The sequence below is a fragment of the Ignavibacteriota bacterium genome (genome assembly GCA_013285405.1).
In the GTDB taxonomy this organism is placed as follows: domain Bacteria; phylum Bacteroidota; class Ignavibacteria; order Ignavibacteriales; family Ignavibacteriaceae; genus IGN2.
The window spans coordinates 1156490-1179553 of record CP053446.1 but is presented as its reverse complement, the minus strand read 5'-3'; the positions used below and the strand labels follow the sequence as shown (position 1 = coordinate 1179553).

Below are 23064 nucleotides of genomic sequence, written 5' to 3'. Positions count from 1 at the left end.
GGAGAGAGATATGAATAGATTAATTACTATTCTCTTTTTACTCCTGCTCTTGCCAGCAATGGCACTGGCCCAATCTGGAAAGTTGAGAGGCCAGATCACAGATCAGGAAACGGGTGAGGCTCTTGTAGGAGCTAACGTTATCGTAGTTGGCACCTCATACGGTGCTGCAACCGATGTAAACGGTGAATACATCATCCTTAACCTTGTTGCAGGTACATACGAAGTTAAGGCATCGTACATCGGTTATCAGGCAAAAACAATTTCTAATGTTCGTATAAATGCCGACCTTACTACAGGGTTGGATTTCCAGTTGCCAGCTGAAGGCATTCAGGTAGGCACAGTAGAAATTGTTGCCGAGAAACAATTAGTAAATAAGTATAATACAAATGCAAACAGAATTACTACCAGCGATGTAATCGAATCCTTACCAATTAGAGGTGTTGATAATATCCTTTCGCTTACTCCCGGTGTTGTACTTCAGGACAATACTATCTTCGTCCGTGGCGGCAGACAGGATGAAGTTGGGTTCTATCTCGAAGGCACTAATATCACCGACCCCATGGTAGGCGGAAGACAAGTAACACTTGTTCAGGATGCTCTTGAAGAAATAAATGTTCAGTCTGGAGGTTACAATGCTGAATACGGAGGTGCTAACTCTGGTATTGTCAGGCAGCAAATCAAGAGCGGTACTTCAGATTTCAAAGCAAGTGCAGAATATATTATGGATATGCAGGGGTTCTCAGGATTTGAGTATAACGGTGAGAAAACACTTGGTACGTATAATTGGGGTTACAATGAATTTGTTGGAAGTCTAAGCGGACCAATTTATGGCAATGTAATTAAATTTTTCGGACTCTTTGATTACAATTATTTTCGTGATCAAAATCCACAACCATATCCAGGAATTAGTTTAGGTCGTATCGGAGATCCAACAACGCACGACACTGTAAATTTTGAATATCCTGCAGGTGCAGTTTATGGCAATTCCCTTATGAATTACACTGGGACTGGAAGCTTAAACTTCGATTTTAATCCCGTAATCTTAAGAGCAGTTGGAACTTACACCTCTTCTACTTCTTTTAATCCTTTCAGTTCTTCACGTGTGGCTGGTAACATAGCGAATTTTCTTAACACTGCCAGAACCGAACAGATTGATGAGAGCAATGGAGCTTTTAACTTAAAAGCAACCTGGCTTGTTAATCCAACTACCTTTGTTGAGTTGAACGGCGGATATGCATTCAGTACTCTTGACAGATTTGATCCATATTTAAAGGACAATTTCCTTGCCTATGGTGATAGCGCAGCAAATGCTGAGGTTGGATTTGTGTGGAATAGAAGACCAGCAAGTAACTCTGGTAGATATGTTAGGCAACCACAGTATCAGATATTCACCTTCGCAATTAATGCCCCGGGTGATGTAGTTGCTGGTTATCAGAATTATAACAGACAGAATCTTAACTTCTCTGCAGCCCTTTCAACTGTTCTTCAAAAAACTCATACAATTAAAATCGGTGGTGAATTCCAGAGTTATACTATGAGAAATTATAGCCTTGGCAACGAAGGAGTTTTTGCGCTTCCTGCATTGCTTGAGGGAGTATCAGATTTAGAACAACAAAAAAAAATTTATATTACCAGAGGTGTAAACAATTTCGGATATGACGTTTTTGGAAATGAATATGATGGTGATGATCCTGTTGAAAAAGCACATAAACCTATCTTTGCTGCTGGTTATATACAAGATAGAATTGAGTATAATGATATTATAATCAACTTTGGTTTTAGATATGACTATATTGATATAGATAATTTGCAGCTTTACAATCCCGAGAGACCCGAATTATCTTTCAATAAAGCAACCGGTGAAGTCTGGAGAAATGAAGACGGTAGCATTACTGGTGCAGGCCCGGAAGGGAACGATCCGCTTGTTGAAGTTCCAACATTCAGTGCTCTCAGTCCTCGATTGGGTTTTTCATTCCCAGTAACTGATCAAACTGTGTTCCATGCACAGTATGGTAAGTTTGTTCAGCAATCAAGATTAAGAGATGTTTACCAGGGATACTATCTGACATCCAGCAACATCGGCGGCGGATTCTTCATTCCAGCCCCGGTTGGATTTAATGTCAGACCTACAAGAACAACACAGTATGAAATTGGATTCACACAGCAGATCGGAGAAATCGCATCAGTTGATATCACTGGTTATTATAAAGACATAAAAGATCAGGTTGTTTATACAACGCAAAACACGAACGATCAATCCACATATGGTGCCTATTTCATATTAACAAACGGCGATTTTGCAACAACAAAAGGAGTTGAAATATCATTTAACATGCGTCGTTTCGAAAGAATTATGGTAAATGGATCTCTTACATTTCAGGATGCAAAGGGAACAGGTTCATTCCCTAACTCAAACAGAGGCATAGTAGGAGCACCCCTTGATGGTGTTACTATTTTTGAACCACAATACATTTCTCCGCTTGAATACAACAATGATGTTCGCGGTAATTTTAATATTGATTATCGTTGGGGATTAAACGATGGCGGTCCTGTTCTGCAACAATTGGGTTTATCTGCGCTGCTGACGTTCACGAGTGGTCACCCATTTACTCAGGGAATTGGCGGAGCCGACTTGGAAGGAGATGCTAGAGACAGACAACCTATCGAACCGTTAAATTCTTCTACGACTCCCTCAACATTTCAGGTTGATCTGAGAGTAGATAAAACTTTTAACCTTTTCGACATGTTAAACCTTAATGTTTATTTTCAGGTAGTTAACCTTTTCGATACAAAGAATATTGAAAATGTATTCCTCAGAACCGGAACTGCTGATGACGACGGCTACCTTAGCGATCCAAGCCTAGGAGGGACCTTGATTGAAACCTACGGATCGGATTATGAAAAACTTTACAAAGCAATTAATATTGATTATTATGAACAATGGAGAGCAGCTACTACCGGCGCTGCTTATACTACTAATCCGTTCTTCTACGGTACACCTCGGCAGATCAGATTAGGTATTAGGTTAGAGTATTAAAAGGATGGTTTTATAAATGATAAAACAAATAGGAGTTTAATAATATGAACATTAAAAACACAAATATTCTTATCCTTCTCCTTTTGCTGATAGTTAGTTTTAATATCAGTATTTTGTCAGAGGATGATAAGAAAAACAACAGTAACACATTTCAAAAACCAACTGATGTAATTGTTCGTACATATACCGATATCAACAACATATTAACCGTTCATAAGAACGATGGGATAACGGATATAGATGTGAACGAACAAAACTCAGGATTGGTTTATCCAAAAGGAAGCGGTAAAACTGCAGTATTCCAATCTGGATTTCTTTGGGGTTGTTTAAAAGCAGGCGTTCCTCAGGTTGGAGGCACTGCTTATAGAACCGGGCAACAATCTGGTAAGATTTTAAATAGTGGTGTGCCAGTTGCACAACTACAAGCCGGACCCGAAATGAATATTTTCAGAGTCCGACCTGATGTTTATCCAGGCGGTCCTCCCGTAGATTTATCATCTGATGCTACATTAGAAGCTTCATCGGAATCTGCACTGCGAGCGCAGTATGAATCCGATTGGAATAACTGGCCTGCAGCTGATGGTGCACCATATGATGATGTTGATGAAAATGGTGTCTATGATCCGGCTATTGATATTCCAGGTGTACCTGGTGCCAATCAGACAATTTGGTTCGTAACTAATGATTTGGATGCACAAAGAGTACAAAACCTTTATGGTGCCGCACCACTTGGTATTGAGATGCAGGAAACTATCTGGGCATACTCTCAGACTGGCGCATTAGGAAGTATGTTCTTTAGAAAATTTGTTCTTATAAATAAAAGTGATGCTGTTTTAGATAGTATGTATGTATCAATGTGGTCTGACGTTGATTTAGGAAACTCTTCAGATGATTATGCGGGTTGTGATGTTGAATTAAGTTTAGGCTATGTGTATAATGCTAATGCAACAGATGCCACTTATAATCCATTACCTCCACCGGCTGTTGGTTTCGACTTTTTCCAGGGTCCAATTACTGCGGGTGGTGATACTTTGCCAATGACAGCCTACTACTATTTTGCAAGAGGTGATGCGAACGTTACGGATCCAACTCAGGGAGATATACAAGGGTCCTATCAATTCTACAATTTCTTTCGTGGAAGAATTGGTAAAACAGGAGAGCCATTCGTAGATCCAACTACTGGCTTGCCAACTTCATTCACACTTAGTGGTGACCCACAAACAGGACAAGGCTGGTTGGATGGACAACTTCTACCTGCCGGTGATCGTAGAATCGGATCCGCATCAGGACCTTTCCAGTTTGAACCTGGCGATACTCAAATTGTTGTGGTTGCCGAAATAGTAGCTGGAGCTATTCCTGGAGTAGATAGAATTTCTGCTGTTGGATTGCTTAAATATTATGATCAGGTTGCACAGGTAGCGTATGATAATAATTTTGATTTACCGGTTCCTCCACCTGCTCCAGCCGTAACTGTAAGTGAGTTGAATGAGGAAATAGTTCTTGATTGGTCAAAAGACAATAGCAAGGTTCTGGCAACGGAAACATCGGATAGTAAAGGCTATCGATTCCAAGGTTATAATATATATCAACTACCTTCTGCCTCAGCTTCTGTCAGTGAAGGTGTAAGAATAGCAACCTATGATCTTATAGATCAGGTTGGAAAAATAAATGACCTGGTATTCGATATTAAAACAGGATCTGTTGTAGTCCTACCGGTTCAATTTGGTAACGATACAGGAATTAAACGATATATTTCTATTAAGAATGATGCCATCAAACAGACACCATTGATCAATGGAATTCGTTATTATTTTGCCGTTACAGCATACAATTACAATTCTGATCCAGAAGCTGTTCCGAATAACCTTGAAAACCCGATATCAATACTTACTGTTGTTCCCCATTCACCAGATCCAGGTGTTACTTATGGTGAAGGTAATGGAACTGAACTAGAATTTACACACAGTGGAACTGCTGACGGCACACTAAACCTAAGAGTAGTTGATCCAGCAGCAACGACAGGACATGATTATCAGATATTCTTCTCAGAACGTCAGGAAATCAGAGACGCAAACGGTGACTGGGTTCCTGCAAGTGTTGTAAACAGAAATATGAATTCAAAAGGTCCTGATACACTTACCAATGTTGCAGTTGACATTGCTGCAGTTTACGGTGCGCAATCCGGAAAGCTGGAACTTAAGTGTATGTTAAGTTATGAATCTCCCGATGCTGATTGGGTTGATGGTTTAATAATGGTATTTCCGCCAGGAGTTACAATTCTTGAAGCTCCGGCCTTTGATGCTGGAAATGATGGAAGTGTATATGAAGGTCATATCACACCCGTAATAATAGGAAATACGATTGTGTTCGGTGATAGCAATCGTACGGGTAATGGTTCATTTGTTGGCGGAGAAGAATGGAGTATAATGATACAAGGAGCGGTACCGATTGATGTTTATTGGAAAGTTTATGATGACGGATATGGTGGTGGTCCTTTGGATGGTGAAGGAACGACTACTATAACAACTGTTGGTTTTAATAGCAGATTGGCTAAGTATTGGAATTTAACCGATCTTACTAGCAACTCGCCTAAACTTGAAAACCAGTCTGTTATTGATGGAATAGACATCTACCCGGATAGAGATGACATTAGCACTAATTTTGGAATCGCTGCAGACCCAATTATAGATGGAATTCAAGTTGGTGTAAGTGTTGGTTATGCAGCACCACTAACTTTCTCAGAAAATAATCCGCCATCAGTAAATGGTGTCGCATTGAGCTTCGATGGTAGTCAATGGTCAAATGATAATTATATATTAAATGATTTTATTTATTTCGGTTATCCTGATGGTCTTGCAAATTCTTCTCTGCCTGTTTATGGTGGAGCAGGCGGCACATTAGATGTGAACATATTGCAACAGGATTATGAATTCCGATGGACTGGTGTTTTTGCTGATACAACAATAAATGGGGTCACTATTAAGTACGTCCAGAGTGGTGGCTCATATATAACCATTTTTGGTGCAAGCGGTTATTCGCTTGCTGATCATCCGCTTAATCCTAGTCCAGGTGTTGATCAAAGGTTTGCTATCAAAGTTCCATTCGAAATATGGAACATAGATGCAAATCAGCAAGTTAATGCCTTGTTCTGGGATAGATCAGGTAATCCAACAGTTAATGGTGGTGCCGCATGGAATACGACAAATAGAGAATATATGTGGATAGTGAACACACCATATAGTACAGATCCAATTGATGAAGCATCTCAGACTGTTGCTGATAATGCAACATGGAATCTAGTGCTGTATAAATCTACATTTACAACCGGTGATATATTTAGATTCAATTATGATAACCCAATTCAGATTGGGACCGATACTTATAATTATAAGACAACCGCGGCTACATTCTCTACAGAATTAGCTAAAGATCAAGTAGATGAAATCAATGTGTTCCCGAATCCATACTATGGAGTTAATTCGGAAGAATTGAACAAATACAACAGGTTTGTAACATTCACGCATCTTCCGGAACAAGCAACTATTAGAATCTTTAATCTAGCTGGTGTTCATGTTAGAACCATTCAAAAAGATGATTCTGGTCAATTTCAAAGATGGGATCTTGCTAATGAAAATGGTTTGCCAGTTGCAAGCGGTTTGTACATAGCATATATCGATATGCCAGTGGTTGGGACTACCAAGATCCTCAAGCTTGCAATTATTCAAGAACAACAGATACTGGATAGATTCTAAATGAAATCAAGTTTAAAAGGAGTAAAAATGAAAAAATTAATAAATTTATTTACGGTAGTATTTACCCTCCTGCTTGTGCTTGATGTTGCATACGCCGGAGGTGGTAACAGAACCGGAACAGGAGGAGCTGCACAACTGCTGATTCCTGCTGGCCCGCGTGGAATTGCAATGGGTGAATCAAACGTTGCAACATCTTATGGGGTCGAGTCTTTATTCTGGAATCCTGCAGGTGTTGCGAAAATAGATGGTTCAGCATCTGTTTTATTTTCTCACATGTCATATATAGCAGACATAGGTGTTGAGTATGGAGCTGTTGCAGCAAACTTTGAAGGATTTGGAGTTATCTCTTTTAGTGTTAAAGCTCTTGATGTAGGTGACATCCTTGTTACAACAACGCAAGATCCTGATGGTACAGGCGATACTTTCTCGCCACAGTTTCTTACCGCTGGAGTAAGTTATTCCAGGCAATTGACTGAACGAATAGCGGTTGGCCTAACTGGTAATTTCCTGAGTGAAAAATTAGGAAATGTCAGCGCCAGCGGATTTGCTCTCAACGTCGGTGTAATTTATAATGATCTTGCAGATATTAACGGCTTGAGCATTGGAGTTGTGATGAAAAATATCGGTCCGGAAATGGAATATGATGGCTCAGGTCTTTATACTCAAGCAAGTGTTACTGATTTAAACAGACCGCCACAGTACTATAAAATTGATGCGGCAGCTTTCGAGCTTCCCTCAACATTCGAAATAGGTGTAGGATATAAACCTGTGATAGACGAAATGAATACCTTACAACTATCAACAACTTTCCAGAATAACAACTTCTCGCCTGACGAATATAAGCTCGGTGCAGAATATGGTTACAATAACTTATTTTTCTTAAGAGCCGGATATCAGGGCGGCCTTGAAGTTGAATCCACAGATTATATCTTTGGATTCACCGCAGGCGCTGGTTTGAATTATGCATTTGAAGGAATCAGTGTGAAGGTTGATTATGCTTACAGAGATGTTGAATATTTTGATGGCAACCACATATTTGCTCTGACATTAGGATTCTAAAAAGTATCTAAGTCAAGCAGTTTAAATTTCATTAACCAGTGTAGCTAGTTTAGCTGCACTGGTTTTTTTATTGAAACGAATGAAGAGCTAATCAGATAAACATTCGCCGCTACTCTTCCGGCAACCAAAGCAAACATCGCTGCAACAACTCCAATAACATCCAATTCATTAACCAGAATTATCATCATAATTACGATTATTAAAACCTCGGTTATTGTTGCCGTAGTAATTGGCTTAGTATTCCTGGATGCAACCAATAACCCGCGCTGAAGGCTAATCAGAACAGTTAATGCGGGGAAGAAAAACATGATCATCAAAGGTACTCTGGCAAAATCAGCGAGCGAAGCGCTCAAGCCGGATACTGTAATAAACCAGAAATCGGCAAGGGGTGTAAATGCAAATAAAGATAACCCGCCCACCAGAAATAACGCGAGTAAAAATGCAAAGTGAAGCAATGGCTTAAGTCCTTCATTCTTTTCACCGAGAAGTGCGATAATTACTTCCTGATAAGACAAACCAAGCGATCTGAAAACAAAAATGAACGATGTCACCACCGGCAGTACCGCAAATGATTCAATTGCCATTCTGCTCTGACCAATAAAAAATGTGAGCAGTGGCTGAACACCAAGTCCAATAAGGGAGGTGAGAGCTAGAGGGTAATAAAATTTTATTATTTGTTTATATTCGAGATTCTGTAAAGGGGAGAGTTCTTCAGAATTGATTTTTTTTAACGTGCTGCTGACCATTAGTCTTACAGCAATTGCTTCCATAATAACTGCAAATGAAAGAGAGGCTGCACCAATCACAACACCCTCAGCAATACCGGATATATATAACACTGATCCGCAAACCAGCATAGCAATTAATCTGACAACTGTGCCATAGGCAACTCTTCGTGTAAGATTATTGTTGATCAGAATTCCCTGATAGAATCGCCGGAAGCCAATTGCTCCCGGCCATGGAAGTAAAATAATTGTTGCAATGTGCGTTAACCGTGAAATTTCTTCAGGTAATCCTATCAGGGTTTCTGTTATGAAGTAGAAGATAATAGGTATAATTGCAATCAGCATTATCAGTGTAATTAAAACATTTACTGCATAAGTAAAAATTTTTAGCTTGAGAAATGATTGTTTGTTTTTAACTAGTGCAATTGCAGCGCTCATCATCATTATTATTGGTGCTTCAATGATCAATGCAAAAGAAAAAGCAATTCCGTAAGCGGCGAGATTGAATTTTGGTTCTGTTGAACGGGCTATCAGGGATGCAAGGAATGGTCCTTCAACTGCCATCATAAGCCAGGTTGCTGCAAGAGGCAGCCAGAAATAGAATATTTTTTTATGTGTTAACTGGATAGATGAATCTGTCACTTCAATTGTAAATTTTATTAAAAACAAAATTAAAGATATTCTGACAAATCTATTTTAGGGTTGAGATTGAGTTAAATCAAATCACTGTTTATGTTTGCAGAAACAAGAGGAGCAAATCATGAAAAAAATATTCATATTAAATGTGTTAATTATTTTTGGATTAATATCAGGATGTTCCGAAAATAAAATTGAGGTAAGTGAAAATCAAATAGCAGGAATGCGGGCTACAGCAGTTGAATTTATGAAGGATTTAAAAAGTATCCTCATAAATCAAATCCGGACAAATGGTATGCTGTCAGCAGTTTCCGTCTGTTCCGATACAGCACAGATTCTTACAAATAACTTTGGTGTTCAGAAAGGTGTTTATGTCAAGAGAGTATCTTTAAAAAACAGAAATGTTAATAATGCACCGGATGATTTTGAAAAAAGAGTACTTAACAAGTTTACTCTGATGCAGCTAAATAATGAGTTGTATGATGATAGTGAATATGCAGAAATTGTTGAAGAAGGTGAATTCAAGTATTTGCGCTATCTGAAACCAATTCTTGTTCAGGCTGAATGTCTGAATTGTCATGGTTCTGAAAATGATATTTCACCGGAAGTAGAGCAGCTTATAAATCAGGAATATCCGAATGATAATGCTGTCGGATATAAAATTGGTGACTTACGAGGGGCTGTATCTTTGAAGAAAAATATTAAATAAAAAAGGCGATCACACAGACCGCCTTTCAAATTAAAATACTGATAGTTTATTTTATTACAATCATCTTATTTGTTTTGGAAAAACCATCAGCAGTCATTGAATAAAAATATGTACCGCTTGGCAGATTAGTTGCATCTAAAGATAATTCATAACTTCCAATGGACTTTGTCTCACTTACCAATGTTTTCAATTCTCTTCCGAGGAAATCATATATCTTTATGCTTACAAAACTTTCCTTGGGTACAAAGTAGCTGATTATAGTTGTTGGATTAAATGGATTAGGATAGTTCTGTGAGAGAACAAACTCAGACGGAACATCATAGTTTACGTTTACAACACTGCTGTAGCTGAAAGCTCCATCAAAATCAACCTGCTTCAGACGATAATAAATTTTATTAATACCACTTACCTGTGGATTGTCACTATAAGAGTAGTAATTAATTTCAGTAGAGCTGCCTCGTCCATCAACAAATCCAACAGTAGCAAAATCATCTTCAGCATTCACTGAGCGCTGGATTTCAAAACCCATATTATTCAACTCAGTAGCTGTTGACCAGATCAGTTGCACTTTCGAATTGTGGACCGAAGCAGTAAATGTTATCATTTCAACAGGAACAATATCTGTCAATTGTGCAAGTGTTGCTACGGTGCCGTATGCCAGTTTACTCATTTTATGATAATACGGCTGGTTGTAATACTGGATTTTATCATTTACACTATGATAGTAAGCATTAAAATCACCTCCGTAATATTCTTCAATGAGAAGGATTGCGCCATATCCATTGTTCCAGAAAGAAGCATGATCACTTGCAGTTGTACCTGGGTTTTCAACAACTGGTGTTATACCAATTGAATAAGTTGTGTTAACCTGAATCATTAAATCTTTAAGAGCATTTGAGTTTGCATAATTCCTGACGTGAATTTCTCCAACACTGTCATTATCATTATCCCATGCAGTCATATCCATATTTATTACTCCCATAATCGAATCTCCTGCAAGTGCTGCTTGTTGAGCGTAATAAGCGCTACCAACTAATCCTTGCTCTTCTTCATCCCACAATGCATAGATGATCGTGTATTTAGAATCATACTGAGTGAAAATTCTTGCAGCTTCAAGCACCGCAGCAGTTCCGCTTGCGTTGTCATCTGCGCCCGGCGCAGTTGCACCACTCGGCATATCATCATAGTGCGCACAGATAATATATTTTTTATTTGGATATTGTGAGCCAAGCTGCACACCATAAACATTTCTTCCGGTTCCACTCCACCACTGGTCATAAGTAACTAAACCATAACTATCAAGTTTCTGCTTGATATAATTTGCTGCCATATTATTGCTTGCATTGTTTTTATTTCTGGATACTATTGTATATGGTGATCCGCCAATAATAGTTGAAACTTCTCCGGATAATTCTCTTACGAAGTGAGTTAATGAATCGAGATTTGTTTGGTTGATAATGTTTTGTATTACAGGTGACTGACCAAAATTTACGCTTTGGATAGTAATGAATATCAAAACGATCAGTAAGAATCTTTTCATTTTAAAGTCCTTTATTTTTGTTAAAATAATCTTTCGTTAAATCTATTGTAAAATTGAAGAATAATAGCAATAATTATGCTAATGGGATATGAAAAATCCACTAAATCTGTATGCTGAAAAATGCCTGTATGAAGAAAAACAGACTAATTGAAATCTAATCTTATATGATGATTTTCACAATTGATAAAATTTTCTTTCTTTTGAACAATAATTATTGTTTCCGGGAGGGAAGTTAAAACCAAATTATGAAACTGCTTTTAATCAAATAATGTTTTAATTTAACTATTAACAAAGTTTAAAAAATAAATGACAACAGAATTAAAATATTTTACTCCATCGGAAGCAAAAAAAACTTTACCTCTTGTAAAAAAAATAGTTCAAGATATTCTCGACTCAAGCAAAGAAATGAGATTGATTGCCGATGATATTGGTGGTGAAGTTGAAAAAGATCCGCGCATTCAAAAGCTTGCTGATAACATTGATGATTTTATGAAAGAGCTTGAAGAAATCGGATGTTATTTTAAGGACTGGAATTTTCAAATCGGTTTGGTTGATTTTCCTTCGATAATAAATGGCAAGGAAGTTTTTCTCTGCTGGAGAAGCGATGAAGATGATATTTTATATTATCACGAAGTTGACACAGGGTTTGCTGGTAGAAAATTAATTCCGCCTGAAGAACTTACAGATTGATTTTGTTTATTATTTTTGCAGTTCGAATTCAGCCAGTGCTGAAGTAGTCTCACCCGAATTATTATCAGTGATATTAAAAACGATTTTGTATAATCCTTCGGGTGAATCATAATTTAATTCAAATTGTGCTTCAAGTTGAAGATCAGTTAACTCGTTACTTGTTACTTCTTTTGTGTCAGCAAAAATTGCTTCTACATCAAGGCTGTCGGGTCCTGATATGTCAACAGTATAATCAATCGAAGCTGAAAATTCTTTTTCAATTTCTTTCACTGCGAATCCTTTTACATTGACTGTTGCATTCACTTCCCAGCTATCACCAATATCGTAAGCAAATGCTTCTGGACTGAATGCCTCAAATTTCTCTTGTTCCTTTTTACTGCAAGAAACAAATACAAATAAGAATAATAATGCGGGTACAAACTTTTTCATTTTGGGCTTTCTGGTTACTCTTTGTGAAACTTTTGGCAAAGCCATCCCTTTGGGAGTGCTCTTAGTGTCTTAGTGGCAAAGCATTTTTTTTCACCACTAAGACACGTAAAACACTAAGAAACACTTAGATTTAATTATCCATTCTTTTTTTGGAAATCTTTCATAAATGAAACAAGATCTTCCACTCCTTTTGTCGGGAATGCATTATAAATTGATGCACGTAATCCACCAACCGATCTGTGTCCCTTTAATCCGTTGAATCCAGCTTTTGTTGCTTCATCAATTAATTTCTTTTCTAATTCAGGTGTTGCCAGATTGAATGTAATATTCATTAATGAACGACTATCTTTTTCTGCGTGACCTTTGTAGTAACCACCGCTTTCATCAATGCACTTGTAAAGCATACCGGCTTTGTGCTTATTGGTTTCATACATTTTATCCAAACCGCCAAGCTTTAAAAGATGACGTGTTACCAGCATTATTATATATATACCAAACGTATTTGGTGTATTATATAATGAATCGTTTTCAACGTGAATTTTGTAATTAAGCATTGTATGCAACGAATCCTGACTTCTTTCAACAAGGTCTTTCCTCATAATTACCAATGTTACACCCGATGGTCCGATATTTTTTTGTGCACCAGCGTAAATTAGTCCATATTTTTTCATATCAATTTTTTTATGAAGTATATCTGATGATGCGTCGCAAACCAATGGAACATTTCCAACTTCAGGTTCTTTTGTCCATTGAGTTCCAAAGATTGTATTGTTTGATGTGTAGTGTACATAAGCAGCATCAGGATCAAGTTTCAGTTCACTTTGCTTCGGGATTCGTTTAAAGAATTTTTTATCTCCTTCGCCTTCTTCTGTGGTTGCAGCAACATTTACAGTTCCAACTCTTTTTGCTTCTTTAATTGCTTTCTTCGACCAGCTTCCTGTTGAAATATAATCAGCTTTATTTTTCGGAGGCATAAGATTTAGAGGAACCATTGAAAATTGTAAGCTTGCACCGCCTTGTAAAAACAGAATTTGATAATCGTCCGGAATATCAAGGAGTTTTTTAAGCCCTTCCTTCGCTTCTGTGTGAATCGCATCGTAAGTTTTTGAACGATGTGAAATTTCCAGTATTGACATCCCCACGCCGGGAAGCGCAAATAAATCTTTTTGTGCATCCAATAAAACTTCTTCCGGTAGTATTGCCGGACCTGCACTGAAGTTATAAATTCTTTTTTCCATAATATTTTCCTTTTATTGTATTTTTTGTTTCGAAGATTAAGGTTCCCAAAATAAAATTTCTTTTTTCCCAGGATAAACAGCGTTTGGATTACTAGTCCATTCGAACTCTACATAAATTTTTTGCTTTGTTAATTGAGCAAGTTTAAGTGCGTTTTCCCAAGTTTTATTTGCATCCATTCCCTGATAAGATAATCCGGTTTTGGGAACAAACTTGAATCCACGCTCGTGCTCTTCTCCCTTAATTAAATTAATTGAAGTGTGTTTTTGTAAATCATTTATTGAATATCCTAATTTGACAGCCATAGAAATTCCAGCGGTAATTAAATTTGCCCATCTATTTCCAGGATTGTTTCCACCAAAACTACAATTGATTATTCTTGTAAATCCTAAACCTCCCGAAGGTTTAATCCTTAATTTTGCCGTGTGTACATCTGTAGTTACTTTATGTTCTACAGGTTCTGTTTCAACATTAAGTTTCGAAAGATATTTAAATACTAAACCTTTTAAGGGTTTATAATTACACAGTTCTTCAACTTTGTTTGCAACTATTTCAAAAAGTAATTCATCATTTTCATCTATAATTTTTCTCCAAGCATTAGGTAATGTTCGGATAATTTCTCTTTCACGATTTATATCTTCGTAATCTTTTTGCAAGATTTTTTGTGCTTTACCTGTAATTACATTTGAGTAGTCCAAGTATTCATTAAACTTAGAACAAAGTTGTTCCAAATCATCATATTCAATTAGATCTAATTTATTTACTTTCCTTTGTTCGTAAGTTCCAAGACCTGCAGTGAGAAAAAAATGCCAGGTTGGGCCATCTGTAAGAATCAGAATCGGAACACCAGAATGAAATGCATATTCAAATAATTGTCTTTCAGCACCATCAGCTGCTCCAATTTTTTTAGCTTCGATGAATATAAAAGGTTGGTTATTGTGGAACAAAGCAATATCTACGCGTTGATTCCCTACAGTATATTCAGGACGAACAATTCTAACATCATTTGCCGGCCAATTTAGTTTTTGCAAAATCGGATTAATTATTCCGCGAATAACTGAAGCTTCATTAGTAAACAGTCCATCCTTAATTTGACTTTGAATTGATTGAATTACTTGTTTCATTTCTTTAACTCAAATAATTTTTAACCTCTTCCAAACACAGCTCAATTGCTTCTTTTGTTCTTTCCATCAACTCATCAAGAGATTTTGCCTGAGTATGGCAGCCCTTTAACGCAGGTACTGTAGCAACATAATATCCCCCCTCATCTTTTTCAATTATCACATTAAATTCTTTTTTCATTTCATTCTCTGCCTTATTTATTTCCTGATTCAAGATGATTTTTTAATAGTTTAAATCAAGTGCGTTAATAGTCCATCTCTTAGTTTTGGTTCAAACCAGGTTGATTTTGGCGGCATAACTTCTCCTGCATCCGAGATATTCATTAAATCATCAAGCCCGACTGGATAAAGTGAAAAAGCAACCACAGCTTTTCCCGAATCAACTAATTTTTCAAGCTCTGTCGTTCCTCTGATTCCGCCGATAAAATCAATACGATTGTTTGTTCTCGGATCATCAATTCCAAGTACTGGATTAAGCAAAAAGTTTTGAAGAATACTCACATCAAGTTTTTCCCCAACAGATTTTTCAAGAGATAAACTTGCAAGCACAGAATCTCTTGCCTTCAAATGATACCATTGTTTATCCAAATACATACAAAAATTGTTTTTGGTTTGCGGTTGTTTGTTGGTTGTGGTTTTCACTTCAAACTTTTCACTAATTGTATTGAGAAAATTTTCTTTACTCAATTTATTCAAATCAAATACAACACGATTATATGGAAGTATCTTTAATTGTTCAGCCGGAAAGAGGACAGCAACAAAATAATTGTATTCTTCATTGCCTGTGTGTTTCGGATTCCCATTCTTCTTTTCTTCTCTTGCGCGGCTTGCACTTTTTGCTCTGTGGTGTCCATCAGCAATGTATAGTTTGCTGATCTTCTTGAATTCATCAACAATAATTTGATTGTAATTTTCAGGAACAATCCAAACAGTATGCTGAATTCCGTCCGGTGCTGTGAAATCATATTCCGGTTTTGAATCCTTCATTGTTTTGTCAACTATTTCGTTAACCGTTTTCACTCCACGATAAGTTAAGAATACAATTCCAGTCTGAGCTTCCGTAGTAACGATGTGATTTGTTCTATCGTCTTCTTTTACTTTACGGGTTTTCTCATGTTTTAATATTACGTCGTTATCATAATCATCAACAGAAAAAGTAGCGCAGATTCCGGTTTGTGCCCTTCCATCCATTATTAATCTGTAAAGATAAAAGCCTGGCTTATCATCTAACTTAAGCGGAACTTCTTTTATAATTCTATTCAGATTTTCTTTTGCTCTTTGGTAAATTTCTTTTGAATAAACATCTTTTATTTCAGGCAGATCTATTTCCGATCTCGTGATGTGTAGATAGCTTAACGGATTTCCTTCTGCATACTTCGCAGCTTCTTCTCGGTTGACAACATCATAAGGAACGCTTGCAACTAGTTGGGCTTTTTCTTTTGTGGGTCTGAGTGCTTTGAATGGTCTGATGATTGCCATAATTCTTCCATCTAAAAATATTATTATTTACACCTCTAAAATCCACAAAATTTGACTAATAATCCATTACTTGCCTTAGTTAACTGTTAAAATTTTTATGTGAAATGCTCTTAAACACATAATAAAATTCTTTCAATAATCGGACAATGATGGTTATTTTTAGCATCTATTTCCAAGCATTGTTGAACTTTTAAGTGAAATGGCAATCTTCAGACGAAAAAGAAAATTCAATAAGAAAAAAAACAAGGGGAGAATATCCGTTATTGGTAACGTTGAATACCATCGGGAAATGTATTCACGGATTCTTAATTGCAAACGGGATTTTTTTGTATGGCTGCCGGCAAAGTATGAAGAAGATGCTTCAAAAAGATATCCTGTGCTCTATATGCACGATGGACAAAATTTGATTGACCCTAAAACTTCTTTTGCAGGAAAAGACTGGCAGGTTGATGAAACTGTTACAAAATTGACAAATGCGTTTAAGATGAAAGAGATTATTGTTGTAGGAATCTATAACAATAACGATCGTCTTGAAGAATATAGTGATAGTGAAAAAGGTGAGAGATACAGAAAATTTTTAATTGAAGAACTGAAAGCCTTTGTGGATTCAAGATATAGAACGCTTGCAGATAATAAGAATACTGCAATTATGGGTTCATCGATGGGTGGACTTGCTTCCTTCCTGATTGCGTGGAATCATCCCGAAGTTTTCTCGATGGCTGGGTGTATGTCAAGTTCATTTTATTATAACGATGACAAAGTTTTTAAAATGCTGGAGGAATATTCGGAACCGAAAAAACAAATTAAATTTTATATTGATCATGGTGAAGATGGATTACTTCGTGGACAGAAAATGTTTTGTAAATTAACACAAATGGGTTATGTAATCGGAACTGATCTTGATTATTTTTACGCCCGTGGTGCTGAACACAACGAATCTGAATGGGCAAAACGGCTGGATCGTCCATTGTTATTTTTCTTTGGAAAATAATTAATTGTCATTGCGAGGAGCGCAGCTATGAGGCAGTCTCGGATTAAAAGTTTTATTGTTTCAAATTTTCTCTATGCTTATTTTTAAAAGAATTCAAAAAGGAAATGAGTTATGAATATTAAGAGAAACTTTACAGCAATTATTGAAAAAGAAGACAACATGTATGTTTCGTTGTGTCCTGAACTCGATATAGCCAGTCAGGGAAATTCTGTTGAAGAAGCCAGCTCTAATCTTAAAGAAGCTATAGAATTATTTTTAGAGTCAGCTTCTCCTTCTGAAATTAAGGAAAGACTTCACTCTGAGTTTTTTGTAACTCAGCTTGAGGTTAATGTTGGGTAAGCTGAAGATTCTTTCTGGAAAAGATGTATGTAAACTTCTGGAATCGAATGGTTTTCAGAAAGTTAGACAAAAAGGCAGTCATATTATTATGCAGAAGAAAATAGGGGATTCCACCATCACAGTTCCCATTCCTAATCACTCACAGATAAAAATAGGTACTCTCCAATCAATTATTCGCCAGACTAAATTAAACAGAGAGATATTTGAAGTTTAATTTCAACATCGGAAGAAAGCTTTTTCTTATACTAGCTCTCTCGATTGTTCTTTTTTTCGCTTGCGAAAAGAATGAGAAACCAATTAACCTTTCCATCGCGAAAGAAGAAGTAAAACAATATTACGAATCCGGAAAGTTTGATAAAGAGCTGAATAAAGTAATTGAGGATGCAAAAAAAGAATTTGCGAAAGCTGAATTCAAGTCAAACTCTGTTGTAGTATTTGATGTTGATGAAACAGCACTTGATAATTATGGATTAGCCGAAGAAATGGGATTTGGTTATGTGTACGAGATGAACAAGAAGTGGAATGCAGAATTAAAAGCACCTGCAATCGAACAGGTGAAAACACTTTATGATTTTCTGCTTTCGAAAGGTGCAAAGATTATTTTTCTCACCGGAAGAAACTTCAAAGAGTATGAAGCAACATATCAGAACCTGAAGAATGCTGGCTACACAAAATTTGATACATTGATTACTCAAATCGGGGATGAAACAAAAATGAAAACAAAAGATTTTAAAAGTGGCAAGCGAGTCTGGTTAACAAAACACGGTTATGATATTGTTGGAACTGTCGGCGACCAATGGAGCGATCTTGAAGGCGAATACCACGGCATCCAGATTAAAATTCCAAATTATCTTTATTTGGTTGAAGATTGAATCCAATAGAACGCTGATGACGCTGATGAAACTGATTAACACAGATTTAAATCAGTGTAAATCGGTCTGATCAGTTTAATCCGTGTTCTATTGTTTTTAATTCCAAAGTGCTTTCCTTCTGTCATCAAGCAAAGCAAAATATTTTTCTTTCATTTCTTTTGACAAGAAACTTTTGTTGATGAGTGTTTTCATTTCCTGGAATAAGTCGCCGAACCTCAGATAAATTTTCTTCAACGCTGTTTCGTTAATTCCTAACTGCGAAGCAAAAAGATCAAAATCTTTTTTCTTGAAATTATTTTTTTTGCCATTTAAAGGTAATGCCAGGTCTTCTTTGTCCTTCGGAATCAGAAGTTTTGTTGATAGAAGATCATAAGCCGGTGATAACATTATCTCATTATCTTCATTTCTGATTAAAGAAAAGTTCTTCAGGTGCATATCTGAATTTCCAGTAATAAATGAAAACAAAGTTAGTTCAAACAATCTGATTGCATCGATACCGGGATAGCTTGAATATTTCAAAATTACATTACCAACTTTTTCCATCGAACTTCTGTATTTGTTCTCTGTCAATGTTCCGGTTAGTTGAGCCATATCTTCTACGTGAAGTTTTCCATTCTTTGTTCTGTCAAATCGTTTGCTAATATAAGCAAGCTCGCCTGATTTTAATTTAATCAGACTGTGTTCCGCAGTATTTATATTCAGCAGTTCAGATAAATGCATTGTCACATCTTCAAGCTCAGGCATTTCAGGATACTCGTTAAAAGGAGGTTTTAAAATAAATCTTCCCCACAAACCAACAATTGTCAGGCGGTTTTCTTTTCCTCCTTTTCCTTTGAAGTCCAAAGATAATTTTGGCTGAACACCCGGAACTGAAATACTTTTTCCGAGTGCTTCAACAGCAAGTTCTTTGATTTTCTTCATATCGAGGTCAACTAAAGGCGGGATTTGCGAGCCGAAAAACTTTTTACTGCAAACCGGATGGAAATCTTTTTCACCACCTTCTAATTTGTTGTAGCAATAGAGACATTTACTCATTTGATTCTTCCCTTATTACACTTACTGCTCCTATCGTGTCTTTACAGAAAGCAAGTAATAAACCCATCCTATCACGCGGATTTATTTTCCAGTTTTGCTCTGCAATTTCAAGCAGCCATCCTTCCGGAATTAAATTATCAAAAAAAGGAAGCATGACTTTATCTGTGTACGGTTCATCTCTCAATGGCATTGTCAAGCTTACGGGTTTTGCATTTTCTCTTTTCAGGTAGTCTTTATCGTAAGTGAATGAAACACCATTGTCATCTTCAATTACTATTCCTGCAAACTCATCTTTGTAAAATACTTTTCCTCGTCTCATAATTAATCCTTAAAAGATTTTTTTACTGGTTCGGCTTCATGTCCGAAAAGCTGCAGCACCTGGTTTACTTTATTAAGCTGAAGGGTTTCTTTTCCCTGCTCAAGCTCTCTGACAAAACGGATTCCAACACCAGCTTTTTCCGCGAGATCAATCTGAGTGAGGTTTAGTTTTTTCCGTTTCTCTTTTACAAACGATGCGATTGGGTTTAATATCTTTGTCATTTATTATACCTGTACGGGTATTGTTTTTTAACATTCACTTTAAATTATACCTTTACGGGTATAAAAGCAAGTATTATTTAACTTTTATTCCCGAACGGGTGCTGTAAAAAATAGCACGCAGACCTACCCGATGGTAGGCAGGTAACGCTGATTATGCAGATTGCCTTCGATCTGCGTTAATCAGTTAAATCTGCATCATCTGTGTTCTATCAGGGATTCTTAATGTTGATTTTTTTAAATTAGAAGTAATTATTTTTTACAAGAGGAAACTCACTAATGAAAACATACAAAGTCCTGCTGCACCGTGATTACATAGTAAACATTGATGCAAACAACGAAGAAGAAGCAATGCAGCTTGCCGAGTTTTATATTGCCGGAGAAAAAGATGCCTCCACAGAAAAAGAACGTGAACAGCACAGCTTTAGAATAAATGAAATTGAAATGGTGATTAATGATGCGTTTGAGGTTATAAACTTACTTACCTAAACATCTCTTTAAAAATAATATCTAACTTTTTATCAATATCATCATTGAAAGGAGTATGCGATATTCCAAGTTTTTGTAATATTTGAGAGAATCTCCTATATCCTTCAGGGCTTCTTAATTCAATCCATTCGCAATTTAGTTTTGTTGCTTGCTGTTTATTTAAATCAGAAAGTTTATCAGCAACAAATATGCTACTCTCTCTTGCAAAAATAGCATCTGCACTTTCAGGATTTCCTTTTCCCATAAGCTTAACTTCGCAACGATAGAATTTACTATCATTGATTAAATAGAAGTCAACTTCTCTCATTGATTCGGGGACACGAGATTGGTCGTAGTGTTTAGCGGGAACATCAAAAATTTTACAAAGAGTTGTCATTAAATATTTTTCTGCACGTTTACCGGCAGTGCTCCAAAGTCCACCACGAAGTTCCGCTCTTTTTACAGCAAGCGTGTTAATAACTATTAGACTTTCACTTACATTTAAATCAACACTTACACCTCTAAATTTAATCGTAAGAGTTAAATCTAATTCGTGTTCAGTTTCTGTTAATTCTTTTATAGCGTTGTAAAGAGTATCATAATGTTCATTGGAAGCCTCAATGACAATTTCTCTTCTTGCTGTGTTATACATATTAGTAATCGTCTTCTTATTCAATCCAGAATTAATTGCTATTTCACTCGAAGAAAGGGTTGGGTTTAAGAACTCTTTCTTATACCAGTCAACAGTTATATTTTCATTTTTTAGTTTTCCATCAACAATTCTTTTAAAGAAGTCAATTGCGTATTGAAGAAATTCGGCATTTATTAAAGTTACTATTTCGATGCGATAATCTTTTCCATTAATGAGCTTACGAATTACATTTTTGATTACTTGGTCAGTAAGTGTCATGTAGTTTTTGATTGAATAAATTGTTCAAGGGTAAGGAAACTTGTTTCTTTTTCTTTGAATAGACTTTCGTTGTGGGCTTTTTGCTTCATATAATTAAAGTATTTCGCATCCTTTTCCGTTAAGAAGAAATACCGATGTAAACTTTTTGCTGTTTTTCCAACAGTTCCACTTCCTGCAAATGGGTCGAAAACTAAATCACCCTTAAAGGAATAATATTTAATCACTCTTTTACATAATTCAACCGGGAAAACTGCTGAATGTATCTTGTCGAAAGTCGGATCTATTTTCCAAATATTAGTTGTTTCGTATCCATCTTCAACTTTACTATCCATTACAGTTGTCCAATCATATTGTCGGATATTCCAATCCAATAGTTTTTCAGTTTTCTTTCGATACACCATTAAATACTCTGTTGTTGCATTTGGCTTGTAACCGAGTGGTTTACGATGTTGTAAAAATCCGGCATTTCTGTTTTTTACACTTGCTTCGGGCTTTAGCCAAATTATATCATCTATAAATTCCCATCCCATTTCAATGAGGTGTGGATGAATGTCAAAAGGAATCGGATATCTTTTACTTGAGTGTGCTCGGCTTACGCGAGGAATTATTATTGGGGAAGTGTTTAGTATAAAGAAACGTCCTTCTTTAGTTATTCTATGAACTTCTTTGAAGACTTCATCTAAAAAAAGTAAATAATTTTTGTAACTTGGATAAATAGAATAATCACGAGCATTATAGTAAGGTGGTGAAGTAAAAGTTAAATGAACACTTTCATCAGGAACATTTTCTAGAATTTCTCTAACATCTCCATTAACAATTACGTTTTTTAAATAATCATAAGATTCGGGGTGTGGTTGTTCATTTTTTGATTTCCCTTCTGAGAAAAATTCTTTGTAGATAACACTTTTAACCATTTCATTTTGATGGTCAATTAATGGCTTTAAGGTATCTTGAATGTCTTTATCCTCACGAAAAACTAAAAGACCTCTAATTGCTTGACAAACCACTTTTGGGTCTTCGTCTTTTAGCAATTCAAACAAATATTTTTTTGATTTTGGATTTCGCATTCTGCCTAAAGAAGATACGGCTTCACGTCTTACCGTTGTGTCAGAATCTTTTTTTGCAACTTCACATAGTGCTGATAAATAAGTTTCATCACTAAGTTTACCGATATTCTTTACTGCCCAAAATCTTATTTGGTTACTTCTGTTTTGCAAAAAATTTATGAGCCAACTTCCATCAAAATCTTCCGGTAAATAGCCAAGATTTTCAAGAAAAAATAAAATTTTATTATTCTCTTTTGTATCATTCACAAAATGTAGAATAGCACCATTTCCTTTATCTTTTAATTCTCGTATGTATTCTTTTGAAATCATTTGCTCAAATAATTCTTTTGACTCAAATTTACTAAAAATATAAGAAAATGTTGGCGATGAATTTTCATATTAAATTATAGAAATAATCGATTGATATAAAGATCTTATGTATATAAAATAAGC

Annotated in this window: 22 protein-coding genes; 10 read left to right on the top strand and 12 right to left on the bottom strand. The window is 36.2% G+C overall.

The annotated features are described in order from the left end of the window. Positions 1–10: 10 nt before the first annotated feature. From HND39_05075 to HND39_05065, 3 genes are read left to right on the top strand one after another with little or no spacing between them, the layout of a single operon-like run. Positions 11–3037, top strand: coding sequence for a TonB-dependent receptor (locus tag HND39_05075; GenBank protein ID QKJ95700.1), 3027 nt, complete (start codon positions 11–13; stop codon positions 3035–3037). A 44-nt stretch (positions 3038–3081) separates the two neighbouring features. After that, positions 3082–6789: a hypothetical protein gene (locus HND39_05070; protein QKJ95699.1), complete on the top strand. Its 3708-nt coding sequence runs from the start codon at positions 3082–3084 to the stop codon at positions 6787–6789. A gap of 27 nt (positions 6790–6816) precedes the next feature. Next, positions 6817–7848 carry a PorV/PorQ family protein gene (locus tag HND39_05065; GenBank protein ID QKJ95698.1) on the top strand — a complete coding sequence of 344 codons (1032 nt, stop codon included), beginning with the start codon at positions 6817–6819 and terminating at the stop codon, positions 7846–7848. A gap of 44 nt (positions 7849–7892) precedes the next feature. Here HND39_05065 and HND39_05060 read toward each other — a convergent pair whose 3' ends face one another. Continuing rightward, positions 7893–9200, bottom strand: coding sequence for a hypothetical protein (locus HND39_05060; GenBank protein QKJ97890.1), 1308 nt, complete (start codon positions 9198–9200; stop codon positions 7893–7895). A 133-nt stretch (positions 9201–9333) separates the two neighbouring features. On the opposite strand from HND39_05060, the gene HND39_05055 reads away from it, so the two are divergent. Further along, positions 9334–9918 (top strand): DUF3365 domain-containing protein, encoded by a 585-nt coding sequence (locus HND39_05055; protein ID QKJ95697.1) that lies wholly within the window; start codon positions 9334–9336, stop codon positions 9916–9918. Positions 9919–9964: 46 nt separating this feature from the next. Here HND39_05055 and HND39_05050 read toward each other — a convergent pair whose 3' ends face one another. After that, entirely contained in the window at positions 9965–11458 is a 1494-nt protein-coding gene (locus HND39_05050; protein ID QKJ95696.1) for a M20/M25/M40 family metallo-hydrolase, read from the bottom strand. 306 nt (positions 11459–11764) lie between these two features. On the opposite strand from HND39_05050, the gene HND39_05045 reads away from it, so the two are divergent. Further along, positions 11765–12148 carry a DUF2203 domain-containing protein gene (locus tag HND39_05045; GenBank protein ID QKJ95695.1) on the top strand — a complete coding sequence of 128 codons (384 nt, stop codon included), beginning with the start codon at positions 11765–11767 and terminating at the stop codon, positions 12146–12148. A 9-nt stretch (positions 12149–12157) separates the two neighbouring features. Here HND39_05045 and HND39_05040 read toward each other — a convergent pair whose 3' ends face one another. From HND39_05040 to HND39_05020, 5 genes are all read right to left on the bottom strand, one after another. Next, positions 12158–12622: a hypothetical protein gene (locus HND39_05040; GenBank protein QKJ95694.1), complete on the bottom strand. Its 465-nt coding sequence runs from the start codon at positions 12620–12622 to the stop codon at positions 12158–12160. A gap of 89 nt (positions 12623–12711) precedes the next feature. Then, entirely contained in the window at positions 12712–13815 is a 1104-nt protein-coding gene (serC, locus tag HND39_05035; protein ID QKJ95693.1) for a 3-phosphoserine/phosphohydroxythreonine transaminase, read from the bottom strand. 36 nt (positions 13816–13851) lie between these two features. Further along, positions 13852–14937 (bottom strand): hypothetical protein, encoded by a 1086-nt coding sequence (locus HND39_05030; GenBank protein QKJ95692.1) that lies wholly within the window; start codon positions 14935–14937, stop codon positions 13852–13854. A gap of 4 nt (positions 14938–14941) precedes the next feature. Beyond that, positions 14942–15115 (bottom strand): type II toxin-antitoxin system HicB family antitoxin, encoded by a 174-nt coding sequence (locus HND39_05025; GenBank protein QKJ95691.1) that lies wholly within the window; start codon positions 15113–15115, stop codon positions 14942–14944. Between the two features lie 50 nt (positions 15116–15165). After that, positions 15166–16413 carry a DUF1015 domain-containing protein gene (locus tag HND39_05020; protein ID QKJ95690.1) on the bottom strand — a complete coding sequence of 416 codons (1248 nt, stop codon included), beginning with the start codon at positions 16411–16413 and terminating at the stop codon, positions 15166–15168. A 199-nt stretch (positions 16414–16612) separates the two neighbouring features. Between HND39_05020 and HND39_05015 the strand changes: the two genes are divergently transcribed. From HND39_05015 to HND39_05000, 4 genes are all read left to right on the top strand, one after another. Then, positions 16613–17404 carry an alpha/beta hydrolase gene (locus HND39_05015; protein QKJ95689.1) on the top strand — a complete coding sequence of 264 codons (792 nt, stop codon included), beginning with the start codon at positions 16613–16615 and terminating at the stop codon, positions 17402–17404. 111 nt (positions 17405–17515) lie between these two features. Continuing rightward, entirely contained in the window at positions 17516–17743 is a 228-nt protein-coding gene (locus tag HND39_05010) for a type II toxin-antitoxin system HicB family antitoxin (protein ID QKJ95688.1), read from the top strand. Beyond that, positions 17736–17957, top strand: coding sequence for a type II toxin-antitoxin system HicA family toxin (locus tag HND39_05005; GenBank protein ID QKJ97889.1), 222 nt, complete (start codon positions 17736–17738; stop codon positions 17955–17957). Before HND39_05010 ends, HND39_05005 begins: the two co-directional genes overlap by 8 nt. Beyond that, the gene (locus HND39_05000) at positions 17947–18615 is read left to right on the top strand and encodes a hypothetical protein (GenBank protein ID QKJ95687.1); all 669 of its coding nucleotides are present in this window, start codon (positions 17947–17949) and stop codon (positions 18613–18615) included. The genes HND39_05005 and HND39_05000 overlap by 11 nt, the downstream gene beginning before the upstream one ends. A 96-nt stretch (positions 18616–18711) precedes the next feature. Here the strand turns inward: HND39_05000 and HND39_04995 are convergent, their stop codons facing one another. Genes HND39_04995 through HND39_04985 form a run of 3 tightly spaced genes read right to left on the bottom strand, consistent with a single transcriptional unit; the run spans position 18712 to position 20190 of the window. Next, positions 18712–19650 carry a HipA domain-containing protein gene (locus HND39_04995; GenBank protein ID QKJ95686.1) on the bottom strand — a complete coding sequence of 313 codons (939 nt, stop codon included), beginning with the start codon at positions 19648–19650 and terminating at the stop codon, positions 18712–18714. Then, on the bottom strand, positions 19643–19969 hold the full coding sequence (locus tag HND39_04990; GenBank protein QKJ95685.1) for a phosphatidylinositol kinase: 327 nt from the start codon (positions 19967–19969) through the stop codon (positions 19643–19645). Before HND39_04990 ends, HND39_04995 begins: the two co-directional genes overlap by 8 nt. Before the next feature lie 2 nt (positions 19970–19971). After that, complete coding sequence (locus HND39_04985; protein QKJ95684.1) at positions 19972–20190, bottom strand: helix-turn-helix transcriptional regulator; 219 nt, start codon at positions 20188–20190, stop codon at positions 19972–19974. Positions 20191–20466: 276 nt separating this feature from the next. On the opposite strand from HND39_04985, the gene HND39_04980 reads away from it, so the two are divergent. Beyond that, on the top strand, positions 20467–20676 hold the full coding sequence (locus tag HND39_04980) for a hypothetical protein (protein ID QKJ95683.1): 210 nt from the start codon (positions 20467–20469) through the stop codon (positions 20674–20676). Here HND39_04980 and HND39_04975 read toward each other — a convergent pair. Beyond that, a complete protein-coding gene (locus HND39_04975; GenBank protein QKJ95682.1) occupies positions 20669–21565 on the bottom strand; it encodes a CfrBI family restriction endonuclease in 897 nt (298 codons plus the stop codon). The genes HND39_04980 and HND39_04975 overlap by 8 nt on opposite strands. Then, a complete protein-coding gene (locus tag HND39_04970) occupies positions 21562–22941 on the bottom strand; it encodes a restriction endonuclease subunit M (protein ID QKJ95681.1) in 1380 nt (459 codons plus the stop codon). Before HND39_04970 ends, HND39_04975 begins: the two co-directional genes overlap by 4 nt. Between the last annotated feature and the right edge of the window lie 123 nt (positions 22942–23064).